Annotated in this window: 30 protein-coding genes; 27 read left to right on the top strand and 3 right to left on the bottom strand. The window is 58.3% G+C overall.

Annotation, left to right across the window (positions count from 1 at the left end; all coding sequences use genetic code 11):
* Positions 1-75 precede the first annotated feature (75 nt).
* Positions 76-456: a hypothetical protein gene (locus tag AOC05_RS05045; protein ID WP_062006191.1), complete on the top strand. Its 381-nt coding sequence runs from the start codon at positions 76-78 to the stop codon at positions 454-456.
* A gap of 134 nt (positions 457-590) precedes the next feature.
* Here the strand turns inward: AOC05_RS05045 and AOC05_RS05040 are convergent, their stop codons facing one another.
* Positions 591-1,295, bottom strand: coding sequence for a hypothetical protein (locus AOC05_RS05040; protein WP_062006189.1), 705 nt, complete (start codon positions 1,293-1,295; stop codon positions 591-593).
* 237 nt (positions 1,296-1,532) lie between these two features.
* Here AOC05_RS05040 and AOC05_RS05035 point away from each other — a divergent pair, with 237 nt between their 5' ends.
* Positions 1,533-2,303: a hypothetical protein gene (locus AOC05_RS05035; RefSeq protein ID WP_062006187.1), complete on the top strand. Its 771-nt coding sequence runs from the start codon at positions 1,533-1,535 to the stop codon at positions 2,301-2,303.
* Positions 2,304-2,464: 161 nt separating this feature from the next.
* On the opposite strand, the gene AOC05_RS05030 is transcribed toward AOC05_RS05035, so the two are convergent.
* Positions 2,465-2,944: a hypothetical protein gene (locus tag AOC05_RS05030; protein WP_062006185.1), complete on the bottom strand. Its 480-nt coding sequence runs from the start codon at positions 2,942-2,944 to the stop codon at positions 2,465-2,467.
* Positions 2,945-3,756: 812 nt separating this feature from the next.
* On the opposite strand from AOC05_RS05030, the gene AOC05_RS05025 reads away from it, so the two are divergent.
* The 23 genes from AOC05_RS05025 (at position 3,757) to AOC05_RS04900 (ending at position 24,012) form a co-directional block, all read left to right on the top strand.
* Entirely contained in the window at positions 3,757-4,233 is a 477-nt protein-coding gene (locus tag AOC05_RS05025; RefSeq protein ID WP_197277898.1) for a hypothetical protein, read from the top strand.
* Complete coding sequence (locus AOC05_RS05020) at positions 4,220-5,293, top strand: hypothetical protein (protein ID WP_062006181.1); 1,074 nt, start codon at positions 4,220-4,222, stop codon at positions 5,291-5,293. Before AOC05_RS05025 ends, AOC05_RS05020 begins: the two co-directional genes overlap by 14 nt.
* Complete coding sequence (locus AOC05_RS05015) at positions 5,256-5,888, top strand: terminase TerL endonuclease subunit (RefSeq protein WP_062006180.1); 633 nt, start codon at positions 5,256-5,258, stop codon at positions 5,886-5,888. Before AOC05_RS05020 ends, AOC05_RS05015 begins: the two co-directional genes overlap by 38 nt.
* Before the next feature lie 12 nt (positions 5,889-5,900).
* Complete coding sequence (locus tag AOC05_RS05010) at positions 5,901-7,301, top strand: phage portal protein (RefSeq protein WP_062006179.1); 1,401 nt, start codon at positions 5,901-5,903, stop codon at positions 7,299-7,301.
* 34 nt (positions 7,302-7,335) lie between these two features.
* On the top strand, positions 7,336-8,466 hold the full coding sequence (locus AOC05_RS05005; RefSeq protein WP_157374909.1) for a hypothetical protein: 1,131 nt from the start codon (positions 7,336-7,338) through the stop codon (positions 8,464-8,466).
* A 77-nt stretch (positions 8,467-8,543) separates the two neighbouring features.
* Complete coding sequence (locus tag AOC05_RS05000) at positions 8,544-9,146, top strand: hypothetical protein (protein WP_062006176.1); 603 nt, start codon at positions 8,544-8,546, stop codon at positions 9,144-9,146.
* A gap of 51 nt (positions 9,147-9,197) precedes the next feature.
* Positions 9,198-10,157, top strand: coding sequence for a major capsid protein (locus AOC05_RS04995; protein ID WP_062006174.1), 960 nt, complete (start codon positions 9,198-9,200; stop codon positions 10,155-10,157).
* Positions 10,158-10,161: 4 nt separating this feature from the next.
* Positions 10,162-10,395 carry a hypothetical protein gene (locus AOC05_RS04990; RefSeq protein WP_157374908.1) on the top strand — a complete coding sequence of 78 codons (234 nt, stop codon included), beginning with the start codon at positions 10,162-10,164 and terminating at the stop codon, positions 10,393-10,395.
* A 13-nt stretch (positions 10,396-10,408) separates the two neighbouring features.
* Positions 10,409-10,798, top strand: a complete 390-nt coding sequence (locus tag AOC05_RS04985; protein ID WP_157374907.1) for a hypothetical protein — start codon at positions 10,409-10,411, stop codon at positions 10,796-10,798.
* Entirely contained in the window at positions 10,798-11,190 is a 393-nt protein-coding gene (locus AOC05_RS20710) for a DUF6093 family protein (RefSeq protein ID WP_062006168.1), read from the top strand. Before AOC05_RS04985 ends, AOC05_RS20710 begins: the two co-directional genes overlap by 1 nt.
* Positions 11,187-11,564 carry a hypothetical protein gene (locus AOC05_RS04975; protein ID WP_062006166.1) on the top strand — a complete coding sequence of 126 codons (378 nt, stop codon included), beginning with the start codon at positions 11,187-11,189 and terminating at the stop codon, positions 11,562-11,564. Before AOC05_RS20710 ends, AOC05_RS04975 begins: the two co-directional genes overlap by 4 nt.
* Before the next feature lie 440 nt (positions 11,565-12,004).
* Positions 12,005-12,217 carry a hypothetical protein gene (locus AOC05_RS04965; protein ID WP_062006162.1) on the top strand — a complete coding sequence of 71 codons (213 nt, stop codon included), beginning with the start codon at positions 12,005-12,007 and terminating at the stop codon, positions 12,215-12,217.
* Complete coding sequence (locus tag AOC05_RS04960) at positions 12,218-12,736, top strand: hypothetical protein (protein WP_062006160.1); 519 nt, start codon at positions 12,218-12,220, stop codon at positions 12,734-12,736.
* 102 nt (positions 12,737-12,838) lie between these two features.
* Complete coding sequence (locus tag AOC05_RS04955; RefSeq protein WP_062006157.1) at positions 12,839-13,495, top strand: hypothetical protein; 657 nt, start codon at positions 12,839-12,841, stop codon at positions 13,493-13,495.
* A gap of 706 nt (positions 13,496-14,201) precedes the next feature.
* Positions 14,202-17,366 carry a phage tail tape measure protein gene (locus tag AOC05_RS04940; protein ID WP_197277897.1) on the top strand — a complete coding sequence of 1,055 codons (3,165 nt, stop codon included), beginning with the start codon at positions 14,202-14,204 and terminating at the stop codon, positions 17,364-17,366.
* Complete coding sequence (locus tag AOC05_RS19295; protein WP_157374906.1) at positions 17,366-18,220, top strand: hypothetical protein; 855 nt, start codon at positions 17,366-17,368, stop codon at positions 18,218-18,220. Before AOC05_RS04940 ends, AOC05_RS19295 begins: the two co-directional genes overlap by 1 nt.
* 11 nt (positions 18,221-18,231) lie before the next feature.
* Positions 18,232-19,299 carry a hypothetical protein gene (locus AOC05_RS04930; protein ID WP_062006147.1) on the top strand — a complete coding sequence of 356 codons (1,068 nt, stop codon included), beginning with the start codon at positions 18,232-18,234 and terminating at the stop codon, positions 19,297-19,299.
* A gap of 1 nt (position 19,300) precedes the next feature.
* Entirely contained in the window at positions 19,301-20,410 is a 1,110-nt protein-coding gene (locus AOC05_RS04925) for a hypothetical protein (protein WP_062006145.1), read from the top strand.
* Positions 20,400-21,752, top strand: a complete 1,353-nt coding sequence (locus tag AOC05_RS04920; RefSeq protein WP_062006144.1) for a hypothetical protein — start codon at positions 20,400-20,402, stop codon at positions 21,750-21,752. The genes AOC05_RS04925 and AOC05_RS04920 overlap by 11 nt, the downstream gene beginning before the upstream one ends.
* A gap of 50 nt (positions 21,753-21,802) precedes the next feature.
* Positions 21,803-22,060 (top strand): hypothetical protein, encoded by a 258-nt coding sequence (locus AOC05_RS04915; RefSeq protein ID WP_062006142.1) that lies wholly within the window; start codon positions 21,803-21,805, stop codon positions 22,058-22,060.
* Complete coding sequence (locus AOC05_RS20450; RefSeq protein WP_062006140.1) at positions 22,047-22,679, top strand: collagen-like protein; 633 nt, start codon at positions 22,047-22,049, stop codon at positions 22,677-22,679. The genes AOC05_RS04915 and AOC05_RS20450 overlap by 14 nt, the downstream gene beginning before the upstream one ends.
* A gap of 8 nt (positions 22,680-22,687) precedes the next feature.
* Positions 22,688-23,542 carry a hypothetical protein gene (locus AOC05_RS04905; protein WP_062006138.1) on the top strand — a complete coding sequence of 285 codons (855 nt, stop codon included), beginning with the start codon at positions 22,688-22,690 and terminating at the stop codon, positions 23,540-23,542.
* On the top strand, positions 23,539-24,012 hold the full coding sequence (locus tag AOC05_RS04900) for a hypothetical protein (protein ID WP_062006136.1): 474 nt from the start codon (positions 23,539-23,541) through the stop codon (positions 24,010-24,012). The genes AOC05_RS04905 and AOC05_RS04900 overlap by 4 nt, the downstream gene beginning before the upstream one ends.
* Positions 24,013-24,419: 407 nt before the next feature.
* Here the strand turns inward: AOC05_RS04900 and AOC05_RS04895 are convergent, their stop codons facing one another.
* Positions 24,420-24,890, bottom strand: a complete 471-nt coding sequence (locus AOC05_RS04895) for a hypothetical protein (RefSeq protein WP_062006135.1) — start codon at positions 24,888-24,890, stop codon at positions 24,420-24,422.
* Positions 24,891-25,278: 388 nt separating this feature from the next.
* Between AOC05_RS04895 and AOC05_RS04885 the strand changes: the two genes are divergently transcribed.
* Together AOC05_RS04885 and AOC05_RS04880 are read left to right on the top strand one after the other, a co-directional pair.
* On the top strand, positions 25,279-25,572 hold the full coding sequence (locus AOC05_RS04885) for a hypothetical protein (RefSeq protein WP_197277896.1): 294 nt from the start codon (positions 25,279-25,281) through the stop codon (positions 25,570-25,572).
* Between the two features lie 10 nt (positions 25,573-25,582).
* Complete coding sequence (locus tag AOC05_RS04880; protein WP_082357779.1) at positions 25,583-26,209, top strand: helicase associated domain-containing protein; 627 nt, start codon at positions 25,583-25,585, stop codon at positions 26,207-26,209.
* Positions 26,210-26,255: the final 46 nt, after the last annotated feature.

Here is a 26,255-nt window from a genome sequence, read left to right as displayed (position 1 = left end):
AGCTGCCCCAGAAAAAGCTTCGGCTGGGCTGGTTTCCCTCAGCCCAGCCGAAGCCCTCATCCCTAAGGAGAAATCATGACCACCAAGAAGATCAGATACGCCGCTGGACTCACGAACTACGTAATCACCAAAGACCTGGCGACCGGACACAAGACGCCACGCTTGCGGGACAACCCCGGGCAAGTCCATGCGGTCGTCAACAACACCAGCCGCCCCGCCATGCAGGAACCATTCTTCGTCGAAGAAACTTGGGACTACCGGGCAGCGCTCTGCGGAAAACTGATTCGTGTCGTCATGCCACTCTCGTTCAAATCGAACGAGGAAAACATATGCCGCCGATGCGTGTCCAAAATGGAACTTCTCGACAATCCCAAACTCACCAAACTCGAGCGAGTCAAGCTCGAAGGGTATCGCTTCGGCTGGATCCCCAAACGCAACCGGACGAGGGCCAAGTGAAGTTCTCAATTCTGACCGGACCACAGCGGACGGCTTGCTTCCAGCTACTCGGAACCATCCAGGGACGCCTCGAATACATAGAACTTGCTGACCGACATGCAGTCGATGTGATGCTCCTTGAGCTACAGAACGAGCTAGCCACCAGTCGCGGACTTGGCGGCTTCGATAGCGAGCATGGTCGTAGGAACGGCGCCAAGGATATTGGTGGTCACGGGCCAAACAAATCTGTTTTTGAACACTTCCCAAGCCTTCGGGTTCTGCGTTTTCTCGGCCGCTTGAGCCGCCGCTGCCGCCAACCGTTCCACCGCGGACTTTAGGGCGAAGTCTCCCATCAACTCATGTTCTTCGATGCACTGTCTGGCATGCGCGATCAGCATATACAAGTGCTGTTTCATTTCTCGCGGAAGTGTGTCATCCGCAGTTATGGCGGCCAACAGCAGCTCAATCGTTTCTAGATACGACGCCCGTTCAATTTCCGTTACTTGAGGCATCATGAAATCCAGATGCTGGGCGAGTAGGTCCAGCATGTCGAGGGCATCACTGTCTTTCACAGTCTCATATCCCTCGTTCTGCGCCGCTAGCCAATTGTGAGGAAACGCGAGGACCCATTTCGTCCACTTCGTGATGCCCCTAGCGTAGCTTTCTTCCCTAGCCGGAGTTAGATCCATTCCGCCAACGACCTGTTCTATCTCTGAAATCAGGACCATGGCCTGCCGATGAATGCGTACATTGGCGGCCGCCGCATCCCCGTGCAAGGTGCGGTGCTCATAAATCGATGTCTTCGGGGGCTGAAGCCAGCCGCTCAGAATAGCGTGCAGTGCAGCAGCTGGGTTCGTCATCTTATGCCCCAAATTCTCTAAAAGTACGGCGCCTACAAAATTTGATGGGCGCCTCAACAAGTTCCCACGATGGTTTCAGCTTGTGCGCCAATTGTATCAATCAACCTCAGCCAACGACTCTCGGCTCCGCCCAATCGACCCTCTGGAATCCCCCGCAATAGGCCCGATCCGACACTGATTAGAACATTAGAACGTGTTAAAATCTACATAGCCCCACAAGTCTTCGGAGGACATGGAATGCAGACCGCTGATTACGAGCACATTCAACTCAAGAACCGACTCGCCACCCACCTCGACCGGATCCCAGAACTCCTTGAAGACCTAGACATCACCATCACCATGCAAGCCAAAACAGGCGGCGCAGTCGGAGGCGGAGTGTCACCCAAGGAACGCAACGTCTTCCACATCGGAGCCAGCGAGATCCGCAGTCGCTACCACTCGCTACTTTCAAGCCTTTGCATCGTCGTCGACAAAGACCTTGGCCGGTTCGAGTACGTCACAGACACCACCAAACTCGCGCACAAGGCCAACGCGCACTCAGGCTGGCTGGCCACCCATGACGAAGCAAACGACTGGGTGCGAGACCTCGATGACCTAGCTAGGGAACGCAACCGCGTCGTCGACCGCCGAGCAGAAGGACGCGTCTTCGCCGGCCAATGCCCCACCGAGGCGGACGGAATAGCCTGCAACACTCCCCTATTCACCAATAAGGGTGAACCAAACTCCCGCTGCCCCAAATGCAAAGCCACCTGGGACGCCACCACCTGGCGACAAGAAGCACTCCAAGCAGCAGGGATCCGCCAAGGCACCGCCGCCGAAATCAGCCGAGCAGTATCCGACCCCGTCACCATGGAAGGCATCAAACCCGCCACCATCAGACAATGGGCATCCCGCGGCAAAATTGCACCCATCGGACGCAACGACCTCGGCAAGCCCGTCTACCAGATCCGCAAAGTTCGAAACCTCTGGGCCCGCATGAAAGTAAGCAGCTACGCCAAAGCTGCGTAAACATATTCGAGATACAATTTGACAACTCGAACGCTGTCACATAGATTGTTCTTAGCGTCGAAATAAATGACGAAAGGCTCGAAGCAGAATCAATCGCTTCGAGCCTTTCGCTTTGCCGCTATTTAGGGCGGGGCATGGACTACCCGCGAATCAGCAGCAACCTACTCAACGTAAAGAACCGGGACCTTATCCACACCAGAAATGCGCATCGCATGAGCCCGGTGTCGTCCATTTAGGAAGCCCCCGTTGGCCTGAAGCTCGATCGGTTCCGAGAAAATAGAAACGAAGAGTTCGGTCTCCTTTCCATTCAACAAGCGTCCCCCAAGTCCACGCAAATGTTTCGTGAGCTCTTCCTGGCTCCAGGCTCTAGAACTGTTCTCCGCATCGCCCCAGAAGTCATTGGCAAGAGCGGCAATGTTGAGCCAGTCAACTCCTTCTATATACTGACAATCGAACGCCCATTCCTTTGCCTCTTCGGGGCTGAACGAAGCCCACATAGGCAAGTTGCTCTGCACGCCGATTGACAATGCATTGCTGAGGGTCGACATTGAGGCAAACCTCATCTTCGAAGGATCCTCGATTTCTCCAAGCATGAGCGTCTTGAACGGTTTGTCGCAGCAATCGCACCAATAGTGGTCCACCAGAGTCCTTTGCTAGTTATGACGCCACCCTCAAGCCGAGAGCGCCACCTAAAGCCTATTCGAGACTGCCCTCATTCGATGGTCACACTTCCCCGGCCCGCGACCAACACACATGAGCGAGCGCGCCGAGCCTGCAACACCGTAACCAAACCCCAGAGTCGCGGGCTGGGTGAGACCCGCACGCCGCCGCCCGCCTACCCGTGCACAAGGTAGGCGGGTAGCACCAAAGTTTAGGCGGTGACAATATGGCACGAGCTAAGCGCATATGCCCGAGGCCATCCTGCCCACACCCAGCCAATGGCCGCTACTGCGCAGAACACAACGCAGAGTACGAGGCCAAGCGTGGCAACTACTACCAACGCAGCGGCGGCAAAGTGTTCGCACAAACCCGCAAACAATGGGAACCCAAAGTAAGAACTGGCACCGTCCACTGCTGGCGCTGCATCGAACTCATACCAGCCACCGACGACTGGCACCTAGGCCACGACGACGAGGACCGCAGCATCATACGCGGACCCGAACACGGTGCGTGCAACCTCAAAGCAGCAGGGCAAGCCTCACACCGATACGACTGACACGAGGGACGGAAAGCGGCGCTCAGGGGTGGGGGGAACCCCCTCTGGCGGGCAACCGATCGTGCCGCCGGGGAGGTCTCTTCGATGTGCGGCGGGTTCAAAACTTTTCAAAGGGCCGGCGCGATGCCGGTTCTTGCTTCGGCGCGATGCCGTTCTTGGAGGTTTCTTATGGCTAGTGGTGGTGCTCGTGCCCGTTCTGGTCCGCCGAAGGATCCGCGGTCTGAGCGTTCAGACCGGATGGGTTTTTCCGTTACTGCGTTGCCGTCTGGTGGTTTTGATGGCGATGTTCCGGGGTTCCCGCTGTCCAGGGTTTCCGTCTATTACGTTTTCAAGGACGAGGGAAAGACGGTTCGTGAGTTTGATGAGGATGCCACGCAGGAGAGGTTCGCTCGTGAGTTGGAGCTGTGGGCGTTTGCTTGGTCAACTCCGCAGGCGGCTGCGTGGGCTCGTGAGTCCTGGCGCTGGCATTCTGTGGCGATGTGGGTTCGAACGGCTGCCCTTTGCGAGTCTTCTGATGCCCAGGCTGCCGACAAAAATTCCCTGCATCGGTTCGCCGATCAGATTGGGCTGACTCCGGCCGGACTAGTTGGCAATGGTTGGGCGATTGCTGCTGACGAGGTTGCTGAAAAGCGTCAGGAGAAGTCTGCCGACGATGAAGCTGCCCCTAAGGCCCCGCCAAAGCGGCGGTTGAGGTCTGTCAATGGTGGCGGCTAGCCAGTTCGAGGTCAATTTCCCCACGCTGGGCGACTTGCTGGACGAGTGGTATGCGGCGCATTGCTCGATTCCTGACGTGCTTGGTATTCGCCGGCCGTTCTCTCAGTCTGATTGGCAGTTCTGGTGTACGGCGAACCATTACCGGGTCCGTGAGGGCGTGAAGTGGAATCCTGACTCACCGTTGCTTGCGAGTGCGTTCCATTACCGCCGTTCGCTGATTGTGGCGCCACAGAAGACGGGTAAGGGGCCTTGGTCTGCTGCGATTACGGCTGGTGAGGCTGCGGGACCGACGATGTTTTGTGGTTGGGCGGCTGAGGGGGATAAGTACCTGTGTTCGAATAATGGTTGCTCGTGTGGCTTTGAGTTTGAGTATGAGCCGGGCGAGCCGATGGGGCGGCGTCGGCCTGGGCCGCTAATTCAGTTGTTGGCGTCGTCTGAGGCGCAGGTTGGCAACGTTTATGGGCCGCTTTCGACAATGCTAATGGAGGGGCCGTTGACGGAGCTTATGGCTATCCGTGAGGGCTTCATTCGGGTGTTGGATGGTGACGGCGGGCCGAAGTCCAACAGGATCGACATTGTTTCTTCCAGCGCCCAGTCGCGCCTTGGCCAGCCGATCACGTTTGCTATTCAGGACGAGACTGGAACATACACGGTGCAGAACAAGCTTTTGGGTGTGGCGCAGACGATGCGACGCGGCCTGGCTGGGATGGGTGGGCGGTCAATTGAGACAACGAACGCATGGGATCCGGCGATCAACTCGCTGGCTCAGCGCACTTTTGAGTCTCAGGCGAAGGATATCTTCAAGTTCTTCCGGCAGCCGCCGGCGGATTGGTCCTACGGGAACAAGCGTGAGCGCCGCCGCATTCATCAATTCGTTTACGAGGGCTCTCCGTGGGTCAACTTGGATGACATCGAGGGCGAGGCTGCGGAGCTGATCGAAACCGACCGTCCGCAGGCTGAACGGTTCTTCGGCAACAAGCTCGTGTCCGGTTCTGGCGCATGGCTGAGGGATGGGTTGTGGGATGCAGCTTACGCAACGCCCTTGGCTTCCCAATCCTGACGATGGAACGCAGATCACGCTTGGCTTTGATGGGAGTGAGAATGACGACTTCACTGCGATCCAGGGCGAGACGATTGACGGGCTCACATTCACGCCGCGTTATGGGCCGGATAGGCGCCCGGCGATTTGGAATCCCGCCGAGTGGGGCGGTCAGATTCCCCGTAGTGAGGTTCATGCTGCGGTTGATGAATTGTTCGAGCGGTACAAGGTTGAGCGGTTCTATTGTGACCCACAGGACTGGTATAGCGAGATTGGTGACTGGTCCCTCAAATACGGCGAGCATCACGTGTTTGAGTGGGCCACCAACCGGATCAAGGCCATGTTTGCCGAGATCAAGCGCTTTGAGATTGACCTAGCCACAGGGCGCATAACTCACGATGGATGCCCCATTGCGGGCTTGCATTTCGCGAACGCACGCAAGGCCGCCAAGACGGGCCAGCAGTACGTGCTGATCAAGCCGACCAATCACCAAAAGATTGACGCCGCTATGGCCCGTATCTTGGCGCACACCGCCGCATCTGACGCCCGTGAGGCCGGATGGGGCAAAACCCCCGAAGCTTCTGGCATTTCCCATGCCGTCTATGGATTCAACTAAGGATGGTGGCGCGTGGACGCTAAAATTGCGCTCGACTATCTGAATCGTGGTCTTGCATCTTTGACGGCTCAGGCTCCGGCTTGGGATCGTCGTCAATCCTATTTTGAGGGTGACCAGGATCTGCCGTTCGCGCCGGAGGGTGTGAATGATGAGTACAAGGCCGTTCAGCGCATGTCGTTGGCGAATTTCCTTGGACTGGCGATGGGTGCCCCGATTCAGAGGATGCAGGCTGATGGGTTCCGTACTGGCCGCGATAAGGCTGCGGACATTGTTGCGTGGAATGAGATTTGGCAGCCGAACAAGCTGGACTCTCGGCAGTCGATTGTGTTCCAGCAGATGTTTTTGCATGGGCGCGGGATTATGTCGGTTTCGCCTAACCCTTTGACGCCGAAGTCTCCTAAGATTCGGCCTGAGTCGTCGCGCCGGGTGTGGATTGAACCGAACCCCGAGGATCCGTTTGAACAGTTGTTCGCGGTCAAGGAGTTGGTGACACCCGAAGGGCAGCCGCGTATCGCTTATGTGTACACGGATAACGAGTGGGTTAGGTTCACGATTGCTGCCAAAGAAAAGGCGTGGTCTCTCGTGGCTGAGGGTGCCCACAATCTTGGGTCCGTGCCGTTCGTGCCGTTTGATTTCAATGTGAACGCTGAGGGTAAGCCTCGCCCGTCTATTACGCCGCTCATGCCACAGCAGGACGCGATCAACACTATTCGCTTCAACGCTCTGCTGGCAATGCAATTTAGCGCATTCCGGCAGCGCGTTTTTACCGGCTTTGATCCTGTTGTACGTGACAAGGCTGGCAACCCGCTTATCAAGCTTGATGGCGAGGGTAATCCGGTGCTTGACGCGAACGGGTTGCCGCAGCCTGTGCTCAACACGCCGGGCCGCATTGGTGTTGACCGTGCGCTTGTGTTCCCTGGCGCTGACACTAAGGTCTTTGACCTTGCTGAGTCGAACCTGAGTAACTACATCGTTGTTCTTGAGCAGTTTCTCTCAACGTTCTTCGGGACGGCGCAGGTTCCGCCACAGTACGCGATGAACAAGATGGCGAACACTGCCGGGGACGCCATGGCTGGCGCTGAGGCAACGTTCCAGTCACTCATTGGTGATCTGCAAAGGGCTGCTGGCGAGTCGCTGGAAACGGTCATGAACCTTGCGAACCGGGCTCGTGGGACGGCGTTCGATGATGTGGCTGCTGAGGTCATTTGGGCTGACAGTGAGATTCGTTCGTTCGCGCAGATTGTTGATGCCATTCAGAAGCTTATTGCTTCGGGCATGGCGCGTGAGGATGCGTGGATGATGTTGCCGTCTGCTACTCCGCCGAAGGTTGCCGAATGGGTGAAGAACTCTGATGGCGATATTGCGGCGCAGGACGCTACGGTGAACGCCTTGGCGGCGAAGATCGGTGGCTAGCTTCCCTGACGCAGCGCTGGCGCATGACAAGCGCATGAGGGCGCTGGAATTGCTGGCGGTGAAGGCTGGCCGGCGTTTCTGGCGTTCTGTTGTTGCTGGCAGTTTGACGGATTCTTGGAACGCTCAGATCCCGCAACTGGCCACTGTTTTGACGGCGGTTCAGCGTGAGGCTGCCATTGATGGGGCGTCTTATGGTGCGACCACGTTGGCTGCTCAGGGATTGTATCGTGCACCGCAGGGGTTTGTTGACGTGAATGCGTTCGCTGGTATCGGCAAGGATGGCGGGCCCATTGAGGGCATGCTGTATTCGCCGGTTGCGGGGGTGAAGCAGCTCATTGGCGCCGGCGTGCCACTGTCCCAGGCTCTCTCTGCGGGCCGCTCACTGTTGGATCGTAACGTTCGGTCCGCTGTGGCCGATTCGGGGCGTGGGGCGGCGTCTGTTGATATTGCGTCCCGGCAGGGCGTTGGGTATGTCCGGATGCTGTCGCTGCCGTCATGCAAGGACTGTGTTGTGTTGGCGGGGAAGTTTTATCGTTGGAACGCCGGGTTTCTTCGGCATCCCAATTGCGACTGCCGCCATATTCCGACCACTGAAAATATCTCCGAGAACGTTACGACCGACCCTTACGAGTACTTCAAATCACTCTCTGACACTGAGCAAGACAAGGCGTTCACCAAGGCGGGCGCTCAGGCTATCCGCGATGGTGGCGACATGTTCCAGGTTGTGAACTCACGGCGCGGGATGAAGTACGCAGGTGAGTCGATGGATGGATCCAAGCGCGGCCAGAACGTGAAGTCGGCTTTTACGTCCGAGGGCACGACTAAGCGCGGCGCGTTCGGTAAGTCTAGGCGGCTAACTCCCGAGGCTATTTACAGACTGAACGGTGATAACCGAGCGGCTGCACTTGTTGACCTGCAAAAGTACGGCTACATCCTGCCGGGAGGTCAGCAACCTGCCGGTGTTCTTAGGCCGGGCGGCGGCGCGTCCATATCGGAGCTCACCGCAGCGGATAAGCGTTTGCGTGATGCTCGCCTGCAATGGGACACGGTGCGCGATGGCCGCAACCCCTACGGCTCCGGGCCGCTAACTCCGCAGATTGCCGCGACGGCTGAAACGAACTTTCGTCGTTGGCTTGCTACTGGCGGTCAGGTCTTTACGAAGTAACACCCCAAAGTTTTCCCTTGCGTGCGATGCGCCGGGGTTATTTGCCGTGCGATGCGGCTTTCAAATAGGAGACATCAATGAGCAAGCGAACAATCCATGGCATCGACATCACCGCACCCGGTGGCATTACTGCGCTGATGGACTTTCACCGCCTCACGTTTGGCGATGCGGTCATGGAGGAAGGCGCCGGGGGCCCTGCGCCGGCTGGTGCGACACCGGCTGCTGCCCTAGCCGAAACTCCTGCGCCCGAAGGTGACAAGCCGCTTGGCGAGAACGGAGAAAAGGCCCTTGCGTCTGAGCGCGATGCTCGCAAAGTTGCCGAGGCTCGCGTTCGGGAACTTGAGGATGCATCAAAGTCTGACGAACAGAAGCGTGGCGAGCGATTCGCCCAGCTTGAAAAGTCAGACCGCGAAAAGGACAGCACCATCGGTTCTTTGGAGTCCACGATTCAGCGCTACCAGATTGCAGCCTCTAAGGGGCTTGATTTGGATGCTGCCGAGCGTTTGCGCGGGTCCACGAAGGAAGAGATCGAAGCTGACGCTGATGAATGGATTGCTAAGTGGGGAACTTCCAAGTCTCCCCGCGAAGTTCCCGGCGCTGGCGCTCGTGGCGAGGATCGAAACGACGTGGCTCCTGGTCTTGACCGTCTCCGACAGGCATACACCACACCAAGCAAATAACCCTAGGGCAATAGCCGGCGGGTAACTATCACAGGAAAGTTGGTAAGCCACATGGCTATCACCCTTGTTGAGGCGGCCAAGCTGTCTCAGAACACTTTGGCACGCGGCGTCATGGAGACGTTCGTGCAGGCCTCTCCGATCCTTGACCGGATCCCCTTCATGACCATTGAGGGCAACGCTTTTGCGTACAACGAGGAAGCTACGCTTCCCGGCATCGCGTTCCGTGGCGTCAATGAGGCGTACGTCGAATCGACGGGTACGTTCAACCAGAAGTCTGAGTCGTTGGTCATCCTTGGTGGTGACGCCGATGTGGACAAGTTCATTGTCCAGACTCGCGGCAACCTGAATGACCAGCGCGCCGAGCAGACCGCACTCAAGGTCAAGGCCGCGTCCTACAAGTTCCAGGACACGTTCTTCAACGGCGACGTGTCCGTTGACACCAAGAGCTTCGACGGACTCAAGAAGCGACTGACTGGCGCTCAGGTTATCTCCGCTGGCACGAACGGTATCCCCGTTCTTGGTAACGGCGGCACGGACACTCACTCATTCATGGACAAGCTGGACGAGCTCATTGCGTCTGTGCCCGGCTTGGATGCCTCCAATGGCGCAATCTACGCGAATGCCGCGATTATCGGCAAGCTGCGTTCTGCTGGCCGCCGCGTTGGTGGTGTGGAGATCGTGCGCGAGGATCTGACCGGCAAGCGCATTGTCACTTGGAACGGTGTGCCGTTGCTGGATGCTGGCGCAAACCTGGCTGGCACGAGCGTCATTCCGCAGACCGAGACGCAGGGTACCGCTTCGGGCACGGCGTCGTCCATCTACGCGGTTCGTTTCGGCGGCTCCGAAGGTGATCAGGCCGTGACGGGCCTGACCAACGGCGGGGTTCAGGTGTACGACTTGGGCGAGTTGCAGGAAAAGCCTGCCTACCGTACCCGCATCGAGTTCTACACGGGCTTGGGCGTGTTCGGTGGAAAAGCAGCTGCACGCTTGACGGGCGTACTCAATGCCTAGGGGCGTGCCGAACGTCAAGGGGGAGGTTCCCGCCGAGGTCGCCACTGAGGCGGCCGTTGAAGCCCTGCCCGAGATGGAAGTTGTTGAGCCGGAAGTCACAAAACCCGAGGTTGAGTCCAGGCCGGAGCCGGAAGGCACGGGCCGTTTCGAGTCTTTCGAGGCAGTCCGCCCCAATGGTGACGTTGTTGTGGTGACGCGGAACATTGACACGGGCGAACAGTCCGTAACCGACAAGTAGCTGAGGGGGCGTCATGCCGGTAAGTGTGGTTAAGGCCGACATAGAGGCGGTGTGGCGTCCTCTCAAGTCGTCGGAAGAACCGACGGTGGGGGGTAAGTCGAATAGCGCATGGATCCGCATTGTGGGGGCTGTCCCTGACATTGAGGCCAAGCTGACGGCTATCCCTCCATTGGTCACTGAGGCTGTCGTGCGCGAGGTCATGGTTTCCATGATCATTCGGGTTTTCAAGAACCCGGACAGTCTACGGACTCTCTCTGAGGGTATTGACGACCGCACGGAATCCTCCACGCTGGACAATTCCGTTTCCACTGGCGAGATGTATGTCAGTGAGTCGGAGCTGGCACTATTGCGACCTTTGGTGATCCCTGAGTTTGGCATGTATGTGCTGGGGCTGGGGGGCTGATGCGGGATCCTACTGAGTTTCTTTTGCGTGGCCGTGAGGCTGCCGAGTTTCTAATGTTCGAGACCTGCACAGCCTCCCGCCCTGGCGTTCCGTTCACTGACCCTGACGGGATCGTAACGTCGCCGCTATCCACTGTCTATACCGGCATCTGCAAGGTGCAAGCAACCGTAGCTCAGGCAGCCTCTCCGGTTGCTGGTGGGCACGCGTTCACGGTCGAGAATTTGCAGCTGCATTTCCCGGTTGGTTCGGGGGTGGTTACTGGCGATTCTGCTCTCATTACTTCTTCCCGCATGGATGAAAGCAATGTGGGGCTCGCGTTCCGACTCGTGGAGTTGGCTCGTGGTTCTCAGCGGACGGCGGCTCGTTGGAATGTGGAGTTGGTGACGGCATGAGCGGCGATGATTTGGCGGCTTTGGGTGCTGATCTGGCGAGCAGTCCTGAGCGTGTTATGCGGGAGGTTCGGCAGGTTGTTTCTAAGGGGTCGCTGAACATCAAGAATCAGCTAAAGGCTGAGGCGTCTGGGTCGCGTAGTTTTGGCCAGATTTCCCGCGCTATGGGCTATGAAATTACTGAGACTGGTAATTCGGTTGAGTCTGAGATTGGGCCTGATAGTTCCCGTGATTCGTCTGCTGGTTTGTTGATGGCTTATTACGGTCAGTCTCGTGGTGGTGGTGGTACGTTGCCTGATCCGATCGGCGCTCTTGAGGCTGAGGAAGCCGGTTTCATTGCTGCTCTTGAGCGTTTGGATGGGGTGATTTTGGAGTGAGTGTTCGCGCCCATTACGAGTCGCTGTATGCCCTTCTAAAGGCCGAGCTACCCATCACCTACACGGTGTACGCGTTTGACGTTCCGGCTAAGCCAACGTACCCGTATGTGTTGGTGTGGGGTGATTTGGGGCAGGAGACGGGCGAGTCGCTTTGTGGCACGCCTGACCTGTTGAATCTGCGCCCGCGTGTCACTTATGCGGGTGTGACTGGGTACTCGATTTTGTCGGTGGCGGATAAGGTCCGTGCGGTCTTGTTTGACCGAGCCTTGTCCGTCGCTGGTTGGTCGCCTACGAGGTTGCGGCAAGCGTCGTTGGCCCCTATTCAGTCTGACTTTGATGTGACGATCCCGAACACCTCATCGCACCCGAGCTTTTGTGTGGACGAGTTCCCGTTCACTTCTCAACGCGCTTAGAGCGCACACCTATTTAGGAGGCTCGTTTTGGCTAATCCCAAGACGGCCGATTCTGGCGCGCCCGAAAAGCCGCTGGAACTGGCCAAAGAAGCAGAACCACGCACGTTTGACCCGCGCAAGTGGGTCCATGTGTACGACGCCGAATCTGGCAAAAAGCTCCCGAATCCTGTCCCTGAACATTTCTTGGATGGCCGATTCCCGAACCTTCAAGAAACACCCTCCAAGAAAGAAGGCAAGTAAATGGCTACTCCCGGCCCGAAGATGCTTACTGATGACAACCTGCGCTTGGTGTGGGTTCCGACAATCGCGAATTACCACGCCCCGACCGTGACCGAGTTGACGGCTGGTATTGATTTGTCCTGCCTGATCACTGCGGCGGACTACGCATTGGGTGCGACTGGTGATGATTCCATTGCCGATCCCGCGATGTGCGATTCCACAAATTCGTCTGTTCCCGGGCGCACTACGTTCGAGGCCGCGATGAACTTCTTCCGGTTCACGGACACGCTGGACGATGTCGCTTGGACGACTTTCTCCGGCAAGGGTATCCATGGCTATCTTGTGGAGCGCCTGGGACATGCTGTCGGCGTGAAGGCGCACGAGGTTACTTGGAAGGCTGCGGACAAGGTTTCTGTGTACGAGGTCATCACGAACACGCCGCAGAAGTTGTCCCCGTCAACTGCCGGGTACGTCAAGTTCCGTCAGGTGTTCTCGCCTCAGTCGAACATTGACGAGCGCGCAGTGGTAGCGGCCCCGTAACGCCACCCCCCTTTAACTGGCGGCGCGGGTTGTTTCGTAGGCTCCCCGCGCCGCTGCTTTACCTTCCCGAGCCTACGCACACACACTTTTTAGGAGCCTACGATGACTGAAAATACTGACTTTGATCTTGATGCTTGGCTGGATGGTGCGAAGCGTACCGAGCGCGCCGTGACAGTTTATGGGCGTGGTGATCTGCTGGCCGTGATTGACAAGCTTGAAGCCGAGCAGCGCACCATGGCGTCGATCCCGGAAGCTGACCGGGCTATGAGCGACGGTGACGGTTCGCACTTGCAGGGCCAGATCGATGCGCTGTACTTGCAGCTCGACGCCTCAAAGCTTGAGATGCGCGTGACGTTCCTTGACGACGAGGAGCAAGCAACCATCCGCAAGGAGGTCAAGACGGATCTCAAGTCCGAGGCTGATGCAGCCGCCAAGGGTGCGGCCATTGAGGCGCGGGAACGATGCGCACGGAATGAGATCAAGGTGCCTGCCGAGGTCAACCAGGTTGTGCGCCGAATGACGGCTGACGCTGAGAACAAGGTGATTGAGCGTGAAGTGTCGATCCGCACCTTGTCGGCCTGCCTGGTTGATCCGGTCATGTCGCCGGATCAGGTGCGGAAGCTGTACAAGGTCATTGGCGATTCGCAGTTGGCGGTGATTACGGCGGCGTACACGCGGGCTTCAATTGAGGCGCCGGAGGTGCAGCTCCCAAAATCGTTAGCGCCCTCGCCCAGCGACGATGGGGCCATGTCCTCTTAGAGGCGCGTGCAGCGCGGGCTTGGAAGATCCCTCAGACTGCGATGCGTGGACCGCATGACGGCACATGGAATCACCGGGACCGCATCATGGCGTTAGCACTTACTGCTTATGAGGACGGCCTATGCGGTGATTGCGCCGGCCATTACAGCGTTACCCATGGGGACGAGAACGTGGGCCGCTGGGAAGGTGCCGAGTCGATCTGTCACCGCTGCGAGGCTGGCGAGTCATTCCGCGACAGCAACAAAGAAACTTACCCTGGGCGCAAGATCAGCCTCGTTGAAGTGGATGGGTTCTAGCTCCGTGGCGTCTCTCGGCGCATGCCGATGCCAATAATCCAAGTCACTAATCCACCAACGGCAACGAAAACGCTGAGCCCTGCCATTGGAGAGTCCCCGCTGGGGAGAACGATGGCCCCCAGTATCCCAAATACGAGCATCGTAGCGCCTGTCACCATCGCATTGTGTCCGCGGCGGTTGACGGGTTTTTGTGTTTCTTTTTGGTCAGTCATGCGCTGATCATACCTGACCGAATCTGAATATAAGGAGGCCCCGTGGCCAGTCGCGAAATTTTGGTGCGCCTTCGGGCTGAGGTAGGGAACTTTAGGTCATCCATGGCGCAAGCGGCTGCTGCGTCACGTAGCACTGGTGAGGCTGCCACTGCAATGGGAACGGCTACATCTTCGGCGGCACGGGCGATGATTGGTCCGATGACACAGGCGCAGGCTGCAGCGCAGTCAACGCGCCAAGCCTTGCATGACGCTGGTAAGGCTGCGCAGGAGTCGGCTTCTGGGTTTGGGCTTGGCTACAACGCAGCTGGCAGGCTTACTGACCAGTTTGGGAACGTGGTCACCGAGGCGCACGCGGCAGAGTTGGGGCTTGAAACTGTCAGTGAGGCGACACAGGAGTATGCGGCACAGACCACGGCTGCAGCGGCTGAGGCTGCGCAGGCTTCCGCTGCAGCGGCTACGGCTTCTGAGTCCGGGATGACTCGCATGGTGAATCATGCCCGAGCTAATGAGGAAGCTTGGAACAAGACCGGCACGTCGCTGATGTTGTTTGGCGGGGCTGTAGTCGCTGGTGTTGGGTTGGCTATCGCTAAGTTCGCTGAGTTTGATGGCGCAATGTCTTCGGTGCGTGCGGCGACGCATGAGACTACGGGAAACATGAATCTGCTGCGTGAGGAAGCTATCCGCGTTGGTGCTGATACGGCGTTTTCTGCGAAGGAAGCAGCACAGGGTATTGAGGAACTGGCTAAGGCTGGTGTGTCTACTGGTGACATTCTGAGCGGCGGACTTACTGGCGCAATGTCGCTGGCAGCTGCCGGTGGGCTAGCTGTCGGAGACGCGGCTGAACTAGCGGCAACGGCACTGACCCAGTTCAAGCTCAAGGGTGAGGACATTCCGCATGTAGCTGACTTGCTAGCGGCTGGTGCTGGAAAGGCGCAAGGGTCTGTTGCTGACCTTGGCGGCGCGCTCAAGCAAGCAGGTTTGGTGGCTTCTGCTACCGGGCTCTCCATCGAGGAGACTACTGGCGGTCTGGCAGCTTTCGCATCTGCTGGCCTGGTCGGCTCTGATGCTGGCACGTCTTTCAAGTCCATGCTTCAACGCCTAACGCCTCAGTCCAAGGAAGCCAAGGGCCAGATGGATGCCTTGGGTCTATCTGCATTTGACGCTAATGGTGCGTTTATCGGCCTTGCTGCATACTCGGGCAAGCTGCAAAACTCGATGAAGGATCTTGATTCAGAGTCCAGGCTGGCAGCTATGGGTGTCATATTCGGTTCTGATGCTGTACGTGCCGCAAACGTGCTGTACGAGCAGGGTGCTGCCGGTGTGCAGGGCTGGATTGATTCCGTCAATGAGACTGGATATGCGGCGCAGACTGCCGCGATTATGCAGGACAACCTTGCCGGTGACATTGAGAAGCTGGGCGGCTCTTTCGATACCGTTCTTATCAAGGGTGGCGAGGGTGCCGCGCAGTCGTTGCGCGGCATCGTGCAGCAGGCCGAGAGCCTTGTGGACATGCTTGGCAAGATCCCGGCACCTGTACTGAATACGGGCGTGGCAATAGCGGCCACTGTTGGTGGCGTTGCTTTACTGGCCGGTGGTTTCTTGAAGTTGGTTCCAGCCGTTGCTAGCACGATCACAAATTTCCAAGGCGTATTCCGTGAAGGATCGCACATCCCTGGCGTAATGGGAAAAGTGGGCAAGGCTGCTGGTGTAGCCACAGCTGCGCTTCTAGCATTCGAGATATTCAACGCGATTGCTTATCAGAAGCGCATCATCGGCCTTGAGGAAATGACATCAGCACTACTCAAAGTGGCCAACGCTGCTGACGGAAGCGCTAGCGCACTGGATGGCGTATTCGGCGACTACGGAAAGTTCGCCGGCAAAGATATTGCGGCAGACATCAACGGCGTTGGGGATGCCATCGCCAGGATTACCAAGCCACAGTCCGGGGATGGCATAAACCGGTGGGCGGATCAGGCTTTCGGGTGGACTGGCATGGCGAAGTCTGAGACTTCACAAGTTGACGACCGGCTAAAGCAGGTTGGCGACTCCATGGGCGCGCTGGTCAAGAACGGCGGCGCCGATGCTGCAGCGAAGTCATTCAAGGCGCTGACGGCCGAGTTTGTGAAGAACGGATCGTCAGCTCAGGACGCACTTGATCATCTGCCTGGCTATACGGAATCCCTGCGAGGAATTGGCAACGCCGCCGGCCTATCACTGGACAAGTACGAACTACTTGAGCTGGCACAGGGGAAGATTCCCGCAAGGCTCGCTAAGGTGCAGGCCGCACAGGAGCAGACGGCAGCCTCAACCACGGAAGCTGCGAAGTTGAATGACGTGCTTGCGACCAGCTTGGAAGAGATCGGCGTGTCATCGAACGGGGCGATAGTCGGCCTTGACGCTTTCACCCAGTCACTACTTGCTTCCGGCCTGATTACACTCTCATCCCGTGATGCTGCGCGTGGGTACAAGGACACCCTGGATTCATTCACGGAGACATTGGCGAAGAACGGCGCGAACCTTGACATCAACACCAAGGGCGGCCGAGCTAACGAGGCCGCACTTGATGCTATTGCTAAAGCCGGTATCGCATCGGCTGAGGCCATTGCCAAGGACACGGTCGCCTATGGGAGTCATGAGGAAGCACAGGCCGCAGTACAAGCCGCGCTGACGACTACGTACACGGATCTTGTCAATGGCTACACGGCTATGGGCAAGAGTACAGAGGAAGCAGACGCGCTAACCAGAAAGATGTTGGGCATCCCACCCGGCGTGAACATTGACACGTGGATGGCTGACACGGCGCGCAAGAAAGCCGAAGAAACCAAGACGGCCATCGACAATATCCCTAAGTTGGTGGAGATCGATTATGTCAACACGACTACAAACCGTGTCATCAACATGGGCGCAGAGAACCATATTGCGGAAGGGCCCGGTGGTCGTGGCGGCATAACGCGCTGGACCGGCGGTCTGGTCGGCTTTGCGGGTGGTGGCATCGTGCCTGGCACGCCACCGTCGAACCCTCGCGTGGACAATGTACTCGCGATGACTCAGAACGGGACTCCATACAAGATCCGCTCCGGCGAGATGATCGTGAATGAGCGGGCCACGAAGGCTAATCTGCCATTGCTGGAGTCGATCAACAACGGCTCCTATCAGGCCCCGTCGAAGTCACTTGCTGGCGGGTATGGGGCGGGCATGAGCATGTCAGCGTATGCACCTAGTGGTGGTGGTAGTGGATTCGATGCTGCCGCATTGGATCGGCTGACCGAGGCGGTTAGGTCGGCTCGTCAAATAAACGTCAGCCAGTTAGCTACAAGTCGTGCAACTGCTATGGCTACGGCCCGAGAGATGGAGGGCTTGTAGTGAGAATCGTTGGCGGCTATGGGATAACTTTTGGTGGTCTCGACTTGCAGGGCATGGATGAATTCGGGGTTTCTTGGAAGACTAATGCGCTCGAAGATTGGGACGCGCCACCGGGTAACACTACCGACGTCGTGCAGAACAGTTTCAGCGACGGCGGGTGGATGTCTCCTGGTTATCGTGAGCCAAAGACGGTCCGAATAGTTGGGAGGCTTGTCGCTCCTGACCGGCCGGCTGCTCGAGCCGCCATTTATCGACTAACAAGGGTTATCCCATCCGTCGGGACGGCCGTTGTTGCCGTGTCTGAGGATGGCACAGTTACGCATCGGCAAATGAAGATCGATGGTGCGCCTAAGATTCCGCGCCCGACTGACGTTTATGCGTCTTTCGATCTCCTGCTCACGGCCCCCGCTTCACGCCTTTTCAGTGGTGATGGATCTTCCCCGTATCAGTTCAGTGCGTCAGTGTTTTTGCCGTTTACGTCTGGCGGCTTGCAGCTGTCCGTCACTGCCCCGTTCAGTATCGGCGCCACAGTGGTGAATGGTTCGGTGACGGTGACTGCTGCAGGTGATGCGCCGCCGCCCGTGTTGGTCCGTGTCAATGGGCCCGCGGTTCAGCCGGTGATTCGTGACGGTGATGGTGACTCAATGCTGCTGGATATCAGTCTTGATGCTGGCCAGTGGCTGGATGTTGATCTGGACGCTAGGACGATCAAGATCAATTCGACGGTGAACAGGCGCAATGTTTTGCGGGGTCCGTGGATTGTTCCGCGTGCTGGCATGGTCTTGTCCTTGGATGCGGCCGTGTATGACCCGCTTACTTCTATGACGGTCTTCTGGACCGACGCAAGCTATTAAGGAGGCCGTTGATGGCTGCTGTAAAAGATGCTCTTGACCCGTCGTGGATCAATGCGCCGGGTGGTGTGGGTCCGTCGTATGATGCGGAGGAGTTGCGCCGTTTGCAGGGGTTCACGTTGGCTGCTGGTGCGACGTCTGGTTTAACGCGCACGGGTGTTCTGAATCCGCGTGACCTCACCGTGTCGCTGTCGGGTAGCAATGTCATGGTGGGGCCGGGCGGTGCTGTGATTGGCACCGCTAAGGGCGCCTATGTCTGCGGCGTGGCTGCGGTGACGACCATTGGCGCGCTGACCCCCGCTGACGCAACCAACCCGCGCCGGGACCGTGTCGTACTGGAAATCTTGGACCCAGACAATGGTGGTGCGGCTGGGCGCAAAGCACAGTTGCGTATCTACGACGGCACCCCATCCGCGACGGCTGCTAGTGGTGGCGGTTTTCCGGCTCCTGCTGCTGGGACGATCTTCGCTGATCTTGGGTTCGTGGATGTGCCGAAGTCTGGTGCTGGCTCACCGGTGGCTACTGATGCCCGTGCTTTCACTGCAGGGGCTGGCGGGGTTGTGTATGTGCCTACCTTGGCGGCGCGTGATGCGATGGCTAAGTTCCCTTCGCTGACAGTCTTTCGTGGAGATCTTGGGCTGGTTGAGACATGCACGGGTACTGACTGGATTAGCACTGGGGCGGAGTTCAGGAAGTTCGTGCCTGGCACAGCTGGTGGGCCGCTCACGAGTGGAAGCACTGTGAATCTTGGCCCGACATTCAATGTCCCGGCAAACGTGTTTGGGCCCGGCGTGCCCTATGAGATTCAGATAGACGCGCAGGCAATTACTTCGGAGCCAGCGGGCACGACGGTTGTCCTTGAGGCGCTGCTTGATCTTGTCGTCATGGATGGTGGCCGAAATCAGAAGTCGACGCCGACACAGACTGCCATCGCCATTATGGGATCGAAGGTCATCACTAATGGTGCGGCTAAGACGGTTACTGTCCGGGCTTCGGCTATTGGTGGCGGTACAGCCAATTTTGTTCCTGGTGAGCAGATCAGTTACTACCGCGTGAAAGTGACGCCGATCAGGAGCTTGTAGCATGTATCGATTTATTGTGTGTGAGTTGATCACTGGCAAGGTGTTGGATGAGTTACCGATGGTGATCACCTCGGATCTGACAAGGTTTCTGAAAATGTATGGGGAGGGGACTCTGGCCCTTCCCCTTTTTGATGGGCGCGGTCGGCTTGTATCGGATACGTGGGAGCAAGCAATACTCCCGCAGCGTTCGATGATTCTTGTGGTTGATGATGCGGACCGGATTGTATGGCCCGGTGTCCCACAATCACGCGGACGTCAAGGAGCCGGAAAGAATGCCTCGCTGATCAATTTTCCATGCAGGACGCTGGAGGCGTACCCGATCCGCAGGTACATGCCGACCCGCAATTATCGGGGCATGGATCAGGCCAGCATCTTCCAATCCATGCTGGAAACCATGACTGATGGTGGTATTGGGCTCGATTATGACTGCCCTGACACTGGTGTGATCCGCGACCGTCCTTACAATGACGACGAAAACGCCAGAGTCTATGACCGTGTGAATGAGTTGTCCGCGGTACTGGACGGCTTCGACTGGACCATTGATGTGGCGTGGGGTGATGACGCACATACTTTCGTGCGGAAGATCGCCCGGACAGGGTACCCCTATTTAGGAAATCGCACCGCCAGCCCGGTACATACTTTCGAGACCGGGCAGAACGTCACGGACTTTGATTTTCAGGAGCCGTGGGGCGAGGGTGACGCAGCAACCCATGTGCGTGCCATTGGTGACGGTGAAGGTGAGTCCAAGCTCATGTCAGCACCAGTCATTGACACGGTGCGGGAAGCTGCTGGTTGGCCTCGCCTTGAAGAGCGCCGCACGTTCTCAGGCGTCACCGTCCAAACCACGATAGACAGTCATGCCCGGGCCGTCGCGCAATACCTTTTCGCCGGACAAAAAGTCCTGACACTGACCGCCCGTAACACTGTCCACGGTGAGGACTTCACCCGGCTTGGCGATCTGACATTGGGTGACACTGCCCGGATCAATATCAACACACCACAGCTACGACTTGATGCTGTTTGGCCGGTCGTGGGCTGGTCATTGACGCCTGAGACGGGCGTGTATAAGCCGACTTTGGCGAAGATAGGAGAGCCTGCGGGTGACAAATAATTCAGGTATTCCACGCCCTTTCGGTGTCACTGATGCTAGGCGCCGGCAGGAGGAAGAAGCCCGCCGTCGTGAGCAATCCACCTCCGCCCGCAACACCTCATCAACGACTGTGGGTAGTGGTGGCCGCCTAGACATTGACGGCGGCGACCTGACCGTCATGAATGGGGGGTCTGCAGTCGTAAAGGATGGCGGTGTTTGGCGCATCGAGGATGGTGGTGGCGCCGAACTGACCGGCGACGGCAAGATCCGCGTAGTAGGCCAGGGTAACTATTTAGGCACGCCGTATGAGGTGTCAATGACCGTGGAGAGCTTCGAGACTGATAGTGGCCCATGGGGCAAAGTCCTTTCCCCTGGGCTGAACTTCAAATCGGTGCTCACTCCGGTGGGTGGATATACTCGGCTCTATTCCAGCGGTGGCAACAGCCTGAGGGGTGAAGTGTATGACCCTGACATTGGCAGATCCCGGTTCTCGGTAAGCCCCTCAGCGGGAAGTATTTTTTGGGTCCAGCCTGATGAATACCGGGAAATTAGTGTTGCCAACAACATGATGCGAGTAGTGCACTACAGTCACCTCACCTCCGTACAGACAGGGATGCAAGAGTCCGGCGGGAACCTGACCGTGGGGCACTCGTCCACTAGCGCCGCTCGCGCACTACTCCGCACGAAGACTGACGGATGGCTGTCCATCGAATCAAAGGGTACGGCAGAAGCCGCCCTAACAATGCCGGGTGACGGCACCGTGGACATCACTGGCACCTTCACCGTCAATGGATCCCCAGTTGGTGGTGCGGTCTCCTCGGTCAACACTAAGACCGGCGACGTGGTACTAGCTAAGGGTGACATTGGGCTTGGCAATGTGGACAACACGTCTGACGCAAACAAGCCCGTCAGCACCGCGACAGGGACCGCACTTGACGGTAAAGCGGCGACAACGCACGCGCACACCATCGCCCAAGTGACAGGCCTGCAAACAGCTTTAGACAATAAGCAAACAGCGTCAGACTCGGGCTGGATCTCACCCGCGTACGGCACGCCATGGGTTGATTACGGGGGTGGCTTCGGCGGCTTCCAATACCGCCGACTCAACGGTGTTCTTTACATTCGGGGCACCATCAAAGGTGGCACAACAGGGACCACCATCACCACCCTGCCCACCGGATACCGGCCCATCCCACCGGCAGGCAGCACCGCCATGGAATTCCCGGCACTCGTATACCAAGACCCCAACTTCATCCCCGTAACCTGCTACGCCTACGCAGACGGCCGCATCAACTACGCCGGGACTGTGGCCAACTGGTCCGGATACAACCGCCTAATCATCCTCGACAACTTCCCACTATAAGGGGACCGAATGCCTGACATACCTATTCGACCGTCCCAGGAGGGCTAAATGTGGAGGCAGCAGCAGCCGGCACCCTCACCGGACTATTCGCCCAACTTGGCATCGCTGGAATCATCCTTGCCGTGCTCATCGCCGGCGCTGTCTGGTATCTCAAAGCGTCCAAAGATTTGCGTGAAGAAAAGCGCAGCGTCATTAGCGACCTCAAGGCAGAACTCAAGGCGGCTACCGATGAGCGTAACCGCCTCCAAATGGAACTATATAGATGTCAGTACCCGGAATGGGGCATGGTGACCGATGAGCAGGCTTGAGCGCAAGAAGAGCATCATCGGCGGGCTCCTGCTCGCACTGGCCATCATCCTCATGGGCGTGTTGATATTCCAGAACATCCAAGCAGCAGCGGAACGTGACATGGCCCAATCGTCCGCGGCAAACTCGGCACAGCAGAAGAAAAACCTTGCCGAGGAAGTTGCTGACGCTTGCCAGTCGGGGCAGATCGTTATGGGTGTTGCTGGTGTGGACTTGTGCGACCGGGCCGCGACCATCGCCCAACAGCCAGTGAGTGTTGCGGGACCACAAGGCCCACGTGGACTACCCGGCACGGATGGCAAGGACGGGCAGCCCGGCCCCGCTGGAAAGGCTGGCACCGACGGCTTACCCGGTGCTGCCGGAACGAACGGGGCCGACTCCAAGATTCCCGGGCCACAAGGCCTACCTGGCATCCCTGGCATCCCCGGGCTGCCCGGCATTGACGGCAAGGACTCCACCGTGCCCGGTCCAGCAGGACCCGCAGGCGCGAACGGTGCAGACGGCGCGAATGGGACAAGCCCAACATCACTAACATTCACCGACGCGACCGGGCACACCTACACGTGCGAACCAGAGCCGCCCGGATCCGCAACCTTCACCTGCACCACACCCAAACCCTAGGAGGCATCATGGCGAACCTAACCGACTGGGCGAATGCTGTGGCTGGCAGGTATATCGACGTGGACAGCTGGGAAGGTAACCAGTGCTGGGACCTTTCCCAACACTGGCTCACAACCTGCAACGGCGGCACCCTCTGGACCCAGCCCAGCCGCTTTCCCGGTATGGCTGCCGGGTCATGGGAAGTCGCCACACAGAACACGGCCAACACAACCGACCTGCTGCGACATGTGACCGCCCACCCCGGCACAGAACGCGGACTCCCCGGAGACATTGTGATCTGGGCGTACGGCTCACCGTCCTACCCAATCAGCCACACCGCCGTACTCCTCGAAGACCGTGGCCCGATCCTGCGCACCCTGTCACAGAACAGCTCACCAGCACGGCCCGACCTAAGAGGATACTCCGACAAGTCATCAGGCCCAACCATCCACCAAGACCTCACCCGCGCCGGAATCCTCGGATTCCTCCGGCCACGAACAACCATCACAGGACAAAGCACCGGCTTTGAAACCATCCAGGAGGATGACATGACACCAGAGCAAGAAGCGAAGCTCGACAATATCCTTGGCTACTTGGCCAAGGGTGGACCATCCGTCAGCGCTGGTGAAGGATCCCCACTGTCAGTCTTCGGAAGGGTCATAGACATGCAGACCGCCCTCACCTCGACGTTGCCGCAACTCATGGCCATGACCAAGGACGTACAACTCGCGCTGACCAACTCCCTGCCGCAGCTCATGGCAAAGCCCGGTACCGCAGTGGATGTGTCTGGCCTGGCGAAGGCACTGGCCGGGCAGCTAGAAGCCCGCGACCTCGCAGCCCTTGCCAGCCAGCTACAGGTCACCGTCAGGGACGGTAGCAAGTGACTGGCCGGCGCGTGGCAGCATCCACGCAGGAACGCAACCCACGCAGCGCCAGTGTGCGTACAGCGTTCGCCGCTGCCGTCGCACTGTTCCCGCTACTCAACGGCATCCTAGCCGTCATTATCGAGGTACTACGCCCGTACGACGCAACGATCCCCGGCTGGGTGTTCATCTGGCTCAACGGGGCTCTCGTGGCCGTCACGGTCGTCATCATGCTGGTCACCCGCGTCATGGCCATCCCCGGCGTCAACGACTGGCTCAGGAAGTACGCACGCTGGTTGTCACCCGAAGACAAACCCAAGCCTGCACCGCCCGCCGATCCTGAACTCACCGACTGGCACGACGCCACACCCGGCAACCTCGTAGTCCAAGGCGGCGATCTGTCAGTTCACGGTGGCGAGTTCAACATTTACGCGAGCCGAGACCCTGATGCTGTCGCGAAAGCAGTTGCGCGGGAAGAAATCCAGCCATAGAAAAAGCGCCCCACCCTTCACCGGGTGGGGCACGACTGGTGTTTAACGCTGGGGCCGCACGGACAGTAGCCGCATACCTTCTGGGACCGTCCGCCGCAGCTGCTCGAAGCCTCTGGTGTAGTCCTGGCAATCGACTATTGTTTCCTCGATGACACCCGTTTCGATGGTCTCAAGAATTGCTTTGATGATCATGGAATCAACGTAGAGCGAGGCACTGATACTCGTTAGCTAACGCGGTGCCAAGACAGTACAAGGCCCCATTCGTCTGAGGATAAAAGGGGCCCATAACCTATGGTCTACGCCTTCTTGAGATCTTTCACAAGCCCCTTACGCCGCCACTGCATCCATGGCCCAGCGCTGATGCCCAGGTGTTTCGCTTAGCGGCGGCACTGCCAGATTCCCTGGCCCTACAATGTCGGGGGGTGGAGAATGGTGGGCCACCAGAGTTCAATGGCGAGTATCGCGACGTTGACGGCGGCGAATATGCCCAGGCCCAACACCCAGAAGTTGTAGCTCCTGATGGATTGGAGCAACCCCTGCTTCTTCGGTGCGCTTCGTCCCGCGGTGGATAGGTTGTGAGGGATGGCGTACTTCCCGCTGGGGAAGAAGTAACTACGGCGGCTGATGTGCGGTATGTCCAATTCTTCTTCCAGTCGATGGAGCTGTGCGCGGTCCATCTCATTGAGGAATCGGTGTTTTGCCATGAGCTGCATCGACAACACGGCGACAATGACACCGAGCGCTGCGGAGATGTAGACGGCAGGGGCGGTTGAGTCTCGGTTCAAGGCAATCGTCAGCAAAAACGCCTGAGCAGTGAGCGCGATAGTTGGGGTTTCCCACAACATGGCGTCCTGATCCATCTCACGCTGGATAAGCATTTCGTAAGTGAATAGTTCTTTGGCGTGATGTTCTGCCCATGGGCCGGAACTCTGTGTCGGAGGGGAAGCCCGCCGTCGTCTAAATAGCATGTACCAACTGTGCGGGGTGTCAGACCATTTCAACAACTACTGCTTGGATTGTGAGCGGAATACGTCCATCGTGGGGTGTGGAGAGTCCGTGACTACCGGTTGACCCGCACGCCCAAAACCGTTGCCCTCCGGCAGCGTACTCAGCATGGCTGCGAAACCTTCCGCGTAAACCCCAAATACAACCACCATTTCCTCGATGGTACCCGTCGCCAGCGGGTCAGTCTGAGTGCTTTCAGCAGGTCCCAGGATCTGCACCATCAACCCCTAGTCGACTGTCAGTGCAAGGGCGCATTATGGTGTGGTGAAGAAGCCTGATGAAAGCTACGGGTACCTGCTGTGGATGGACGTGGTGCGCAGTAGCGCCCCGCCTGGGCGGCTGGAGTTCCTGCGAGGGGACGCCCGCCGCTGGGTGAGTGCGGGGAGTATTTATGGCCTGGCCGTTGCGTACACGCCCGGCCACGTCTGTGTCTCTTGGCATTCCACCCTGGGCTACTACATGAGGGACTGGTTGCCGGCCGTTGGTGTCCACAGCATTCCGGATGAACAGTGGCACGGACTGCAACTCGTAGACGATACTGACACCGCCGGGTAGTCTGTCGTCCATGCCAGGTTGGGAAGTATCGAGGCACCCCGAGTGGGATCTCATGTACGCGGCCGGCCTCACAGTGGGTGAGATAGCCGAGCACTGCCATACGCACGACAACACTGTCCGGCAACACTTGGCAGTGCGTGAGCGGCACGTGCCCGGCGTGCGGGCCGAACATGATGTGGCCATTCAGGAACGTGCGCCAGGCTGGCCCACAACATCGTGGCGCCGACGCCTGGCAGAGGCGCAGGCATTCACTGATACGCACGGCAGGCTCCCTGGCAGCCGAGGTGACGTCTCCGAGCGCTCTCTCTACAAATGGCTGTCCGCCCAGCGCAAAGAATTTAGGGATGGCGCCCTCACCCCGGCAAAGATCGTACGGCTCGACACCATCGGCGAATGGCGGACTCCGGCGCACCAAGGCGTCCTCGACGCAAGATGGAATACCCGGCTCGCACAGCTCATCGACTACGTGGCACAGAACGAGAATATGCCCCGCTGGCGTCACCACACCACCGGGCGCGAGCACACCCTCGGCGTCTGGCTCCACATCCAACACCAAGCCCGCCTCAAAAAGACACTGCTCCCGCACCGCGAGGCAGACCTCGACGCAGCGGTCCCCGGGTGGCGAAGCCGGGAATAATGGTTTGCCCAACTGATGCGTCCACTAGTATGGCGTGAAACCAACC

Source organism: Arthrobacter alpinus, assembly GCF_001294625.1.
Lineage (GTDB): Bacteria > Actinomycetota > Actinomycetes > Actinomycetales > Micrococcaceae > Specibacter > Specibacter alpinus_A.
Note: the sequence above shows the minus strand (reverse complement) of the source record. Positions and strands in the feature narration are given on the sequence as shown.

Bases quoted from the DNA above. Each gene is read 5' to 3' on its own strand.
- AOC05_RS05045 (WP_062006191.1), top strand. From the start codon at position 76: ATGACCACCAAGAAGATCAGATACGCCGCTGGACTCACGAACTACGTA.
- AOC05_RS05040 (WP_062006189.1), bottom strand. From the start codon at position 1,295: ATGACGAACCCAGCTGCTGCACTGCACGCTATTCTGAGCGGCTGGCTT.
- AOC05_RS05035 (WP_062006187.1), top strand. From the start codon at position 1,533: ATGCAGACCGCTGATTACGAGCACATTCAACTCAAGAACCGACTCGCC.
- AOC05_RS05025 (WP_197277898.1), top strand. From the start codon at position 3,757: ATGGGTTTTTCCGTTACTGCGTTGCCGTCTGGTGGTTTTGATGGCGAT.
- AOC05_RS05020 (WP_062006181.1), top strand. From the start codon at position 4,220: ATGGTGGCGGCTAGCCAGTTCGAGGTCAATTTCCCCACGCTGGGCGAC.
- AOC05_RS05015 (WP_062006180.1), top strand. From the start codon at position 5,256: ATGCAGCTTACGCAACGCCCTTGGCTTCCCAATCCTGACGATGGAACG.
- AOC05_RS05005 (WP_157374909.1), top strand. From the start codon at position 7,336: ATGAGGGCGCTGGAATTGCTGGCGGTGAAGGCTGGCCGGCGTTTCTGG.
- AOC05_RS05000 (WP_062006176.1), top strand. From the start codon at position 8,544: ATGAGCAAGCGAACAATCCATGGCATCGACATCACCGCACCCGGTGGC.
- AOC05_RS04995 (WP_062006174.1), top strand. From the start codon at position 9,198: ATGGCTATCACCCTTGTTGAGGCGGCCAAGCTGTCTCAGAACACTTTG.
- AOC05_RS04985 (WP_157374907.1), top strand. From the start codon at position 10,409: ATGCCGGTAAGTGTGGTTAAGGCCGACATAGAGGCGGTGTGGCGTCCT.
- AOC05_RS20710 (WP_062006168.1), top strand. From the start codon at position 10,798: ATGCGGGATCCTACTGAGTTTCTTTTGCGTGGCCGTGAGGCTGCCGAG.
- AOC05_RS04975 (WP_062006166.1), top strand. From the start codon at position 11,187: ATGAGCGGCGATGATTTGGCGGCTTTGGGTGCTGATCTGGCGAGCAGT.
- AOC05_RS04960 (WP_062006160.1), top strand. From the start codon at position 12,218: ATGGCTACTCCCGGCCCGAAGATGCTTACTGATGACAACCTGCGCTTG.
- AOC05_RS04955 (WP_062006157.1), top strand. From the start codon at position 12,839: ATGACTGAAAATACTGACTTTGATCTTGATGCTTGGCTGGATGGTGCG.
- AOC05_RS04940 (WP_197277897.1), top strand. From the start codon at position 14,202: ATGACACAGGCGCAGGCTGCAGCGCAGTCAACGCGCCAAGCCTTGCAT.
- AOC05_RS04930 (WP_062006147.1), top strand. From the start codon at position 18,232: ATGGCTGCTGTAAAAGATGCTCTTGACCCGTCGTGGATCAATGCGCCG.
- AOC05_RS04925 (WP_062006145.1), top strand. From the start codon at position 19,301: ATGTATCGATTTATTGTGTGTGAGTTGATCACTGGCAAGGTGTTGGAT.
- AOC05_RS20450 (WP_062006140.1), top strand. From the start codon at position 22,047: ATGAGCAGGCTTGAGCGCAAGAAGAGCATCATCGGCGGGCTCCTGCTC.
- AOC05_RS04905 (WP_062006138.1), top strand. From the start codon at position 22,688: ATGGCGAACCTAACCGACTGGGCGAATGCTGTGGCTGGCAGGTATATC.
- AOC05_RS04895 (WP_062006135.1), bottom strand. From the start codon at position 24,890: ATGCTTATCCAGCGTGAGATGGATCAGGACGCCATGTTGTGGGAAACC.
- AOC05_RS04880 (WP_082357779.1), top strand. From the start codon at position 25,583: ATGCCAGGTTGGGAAGTATCGAGGCACCCCGAGTGGGATCTCATGTAC.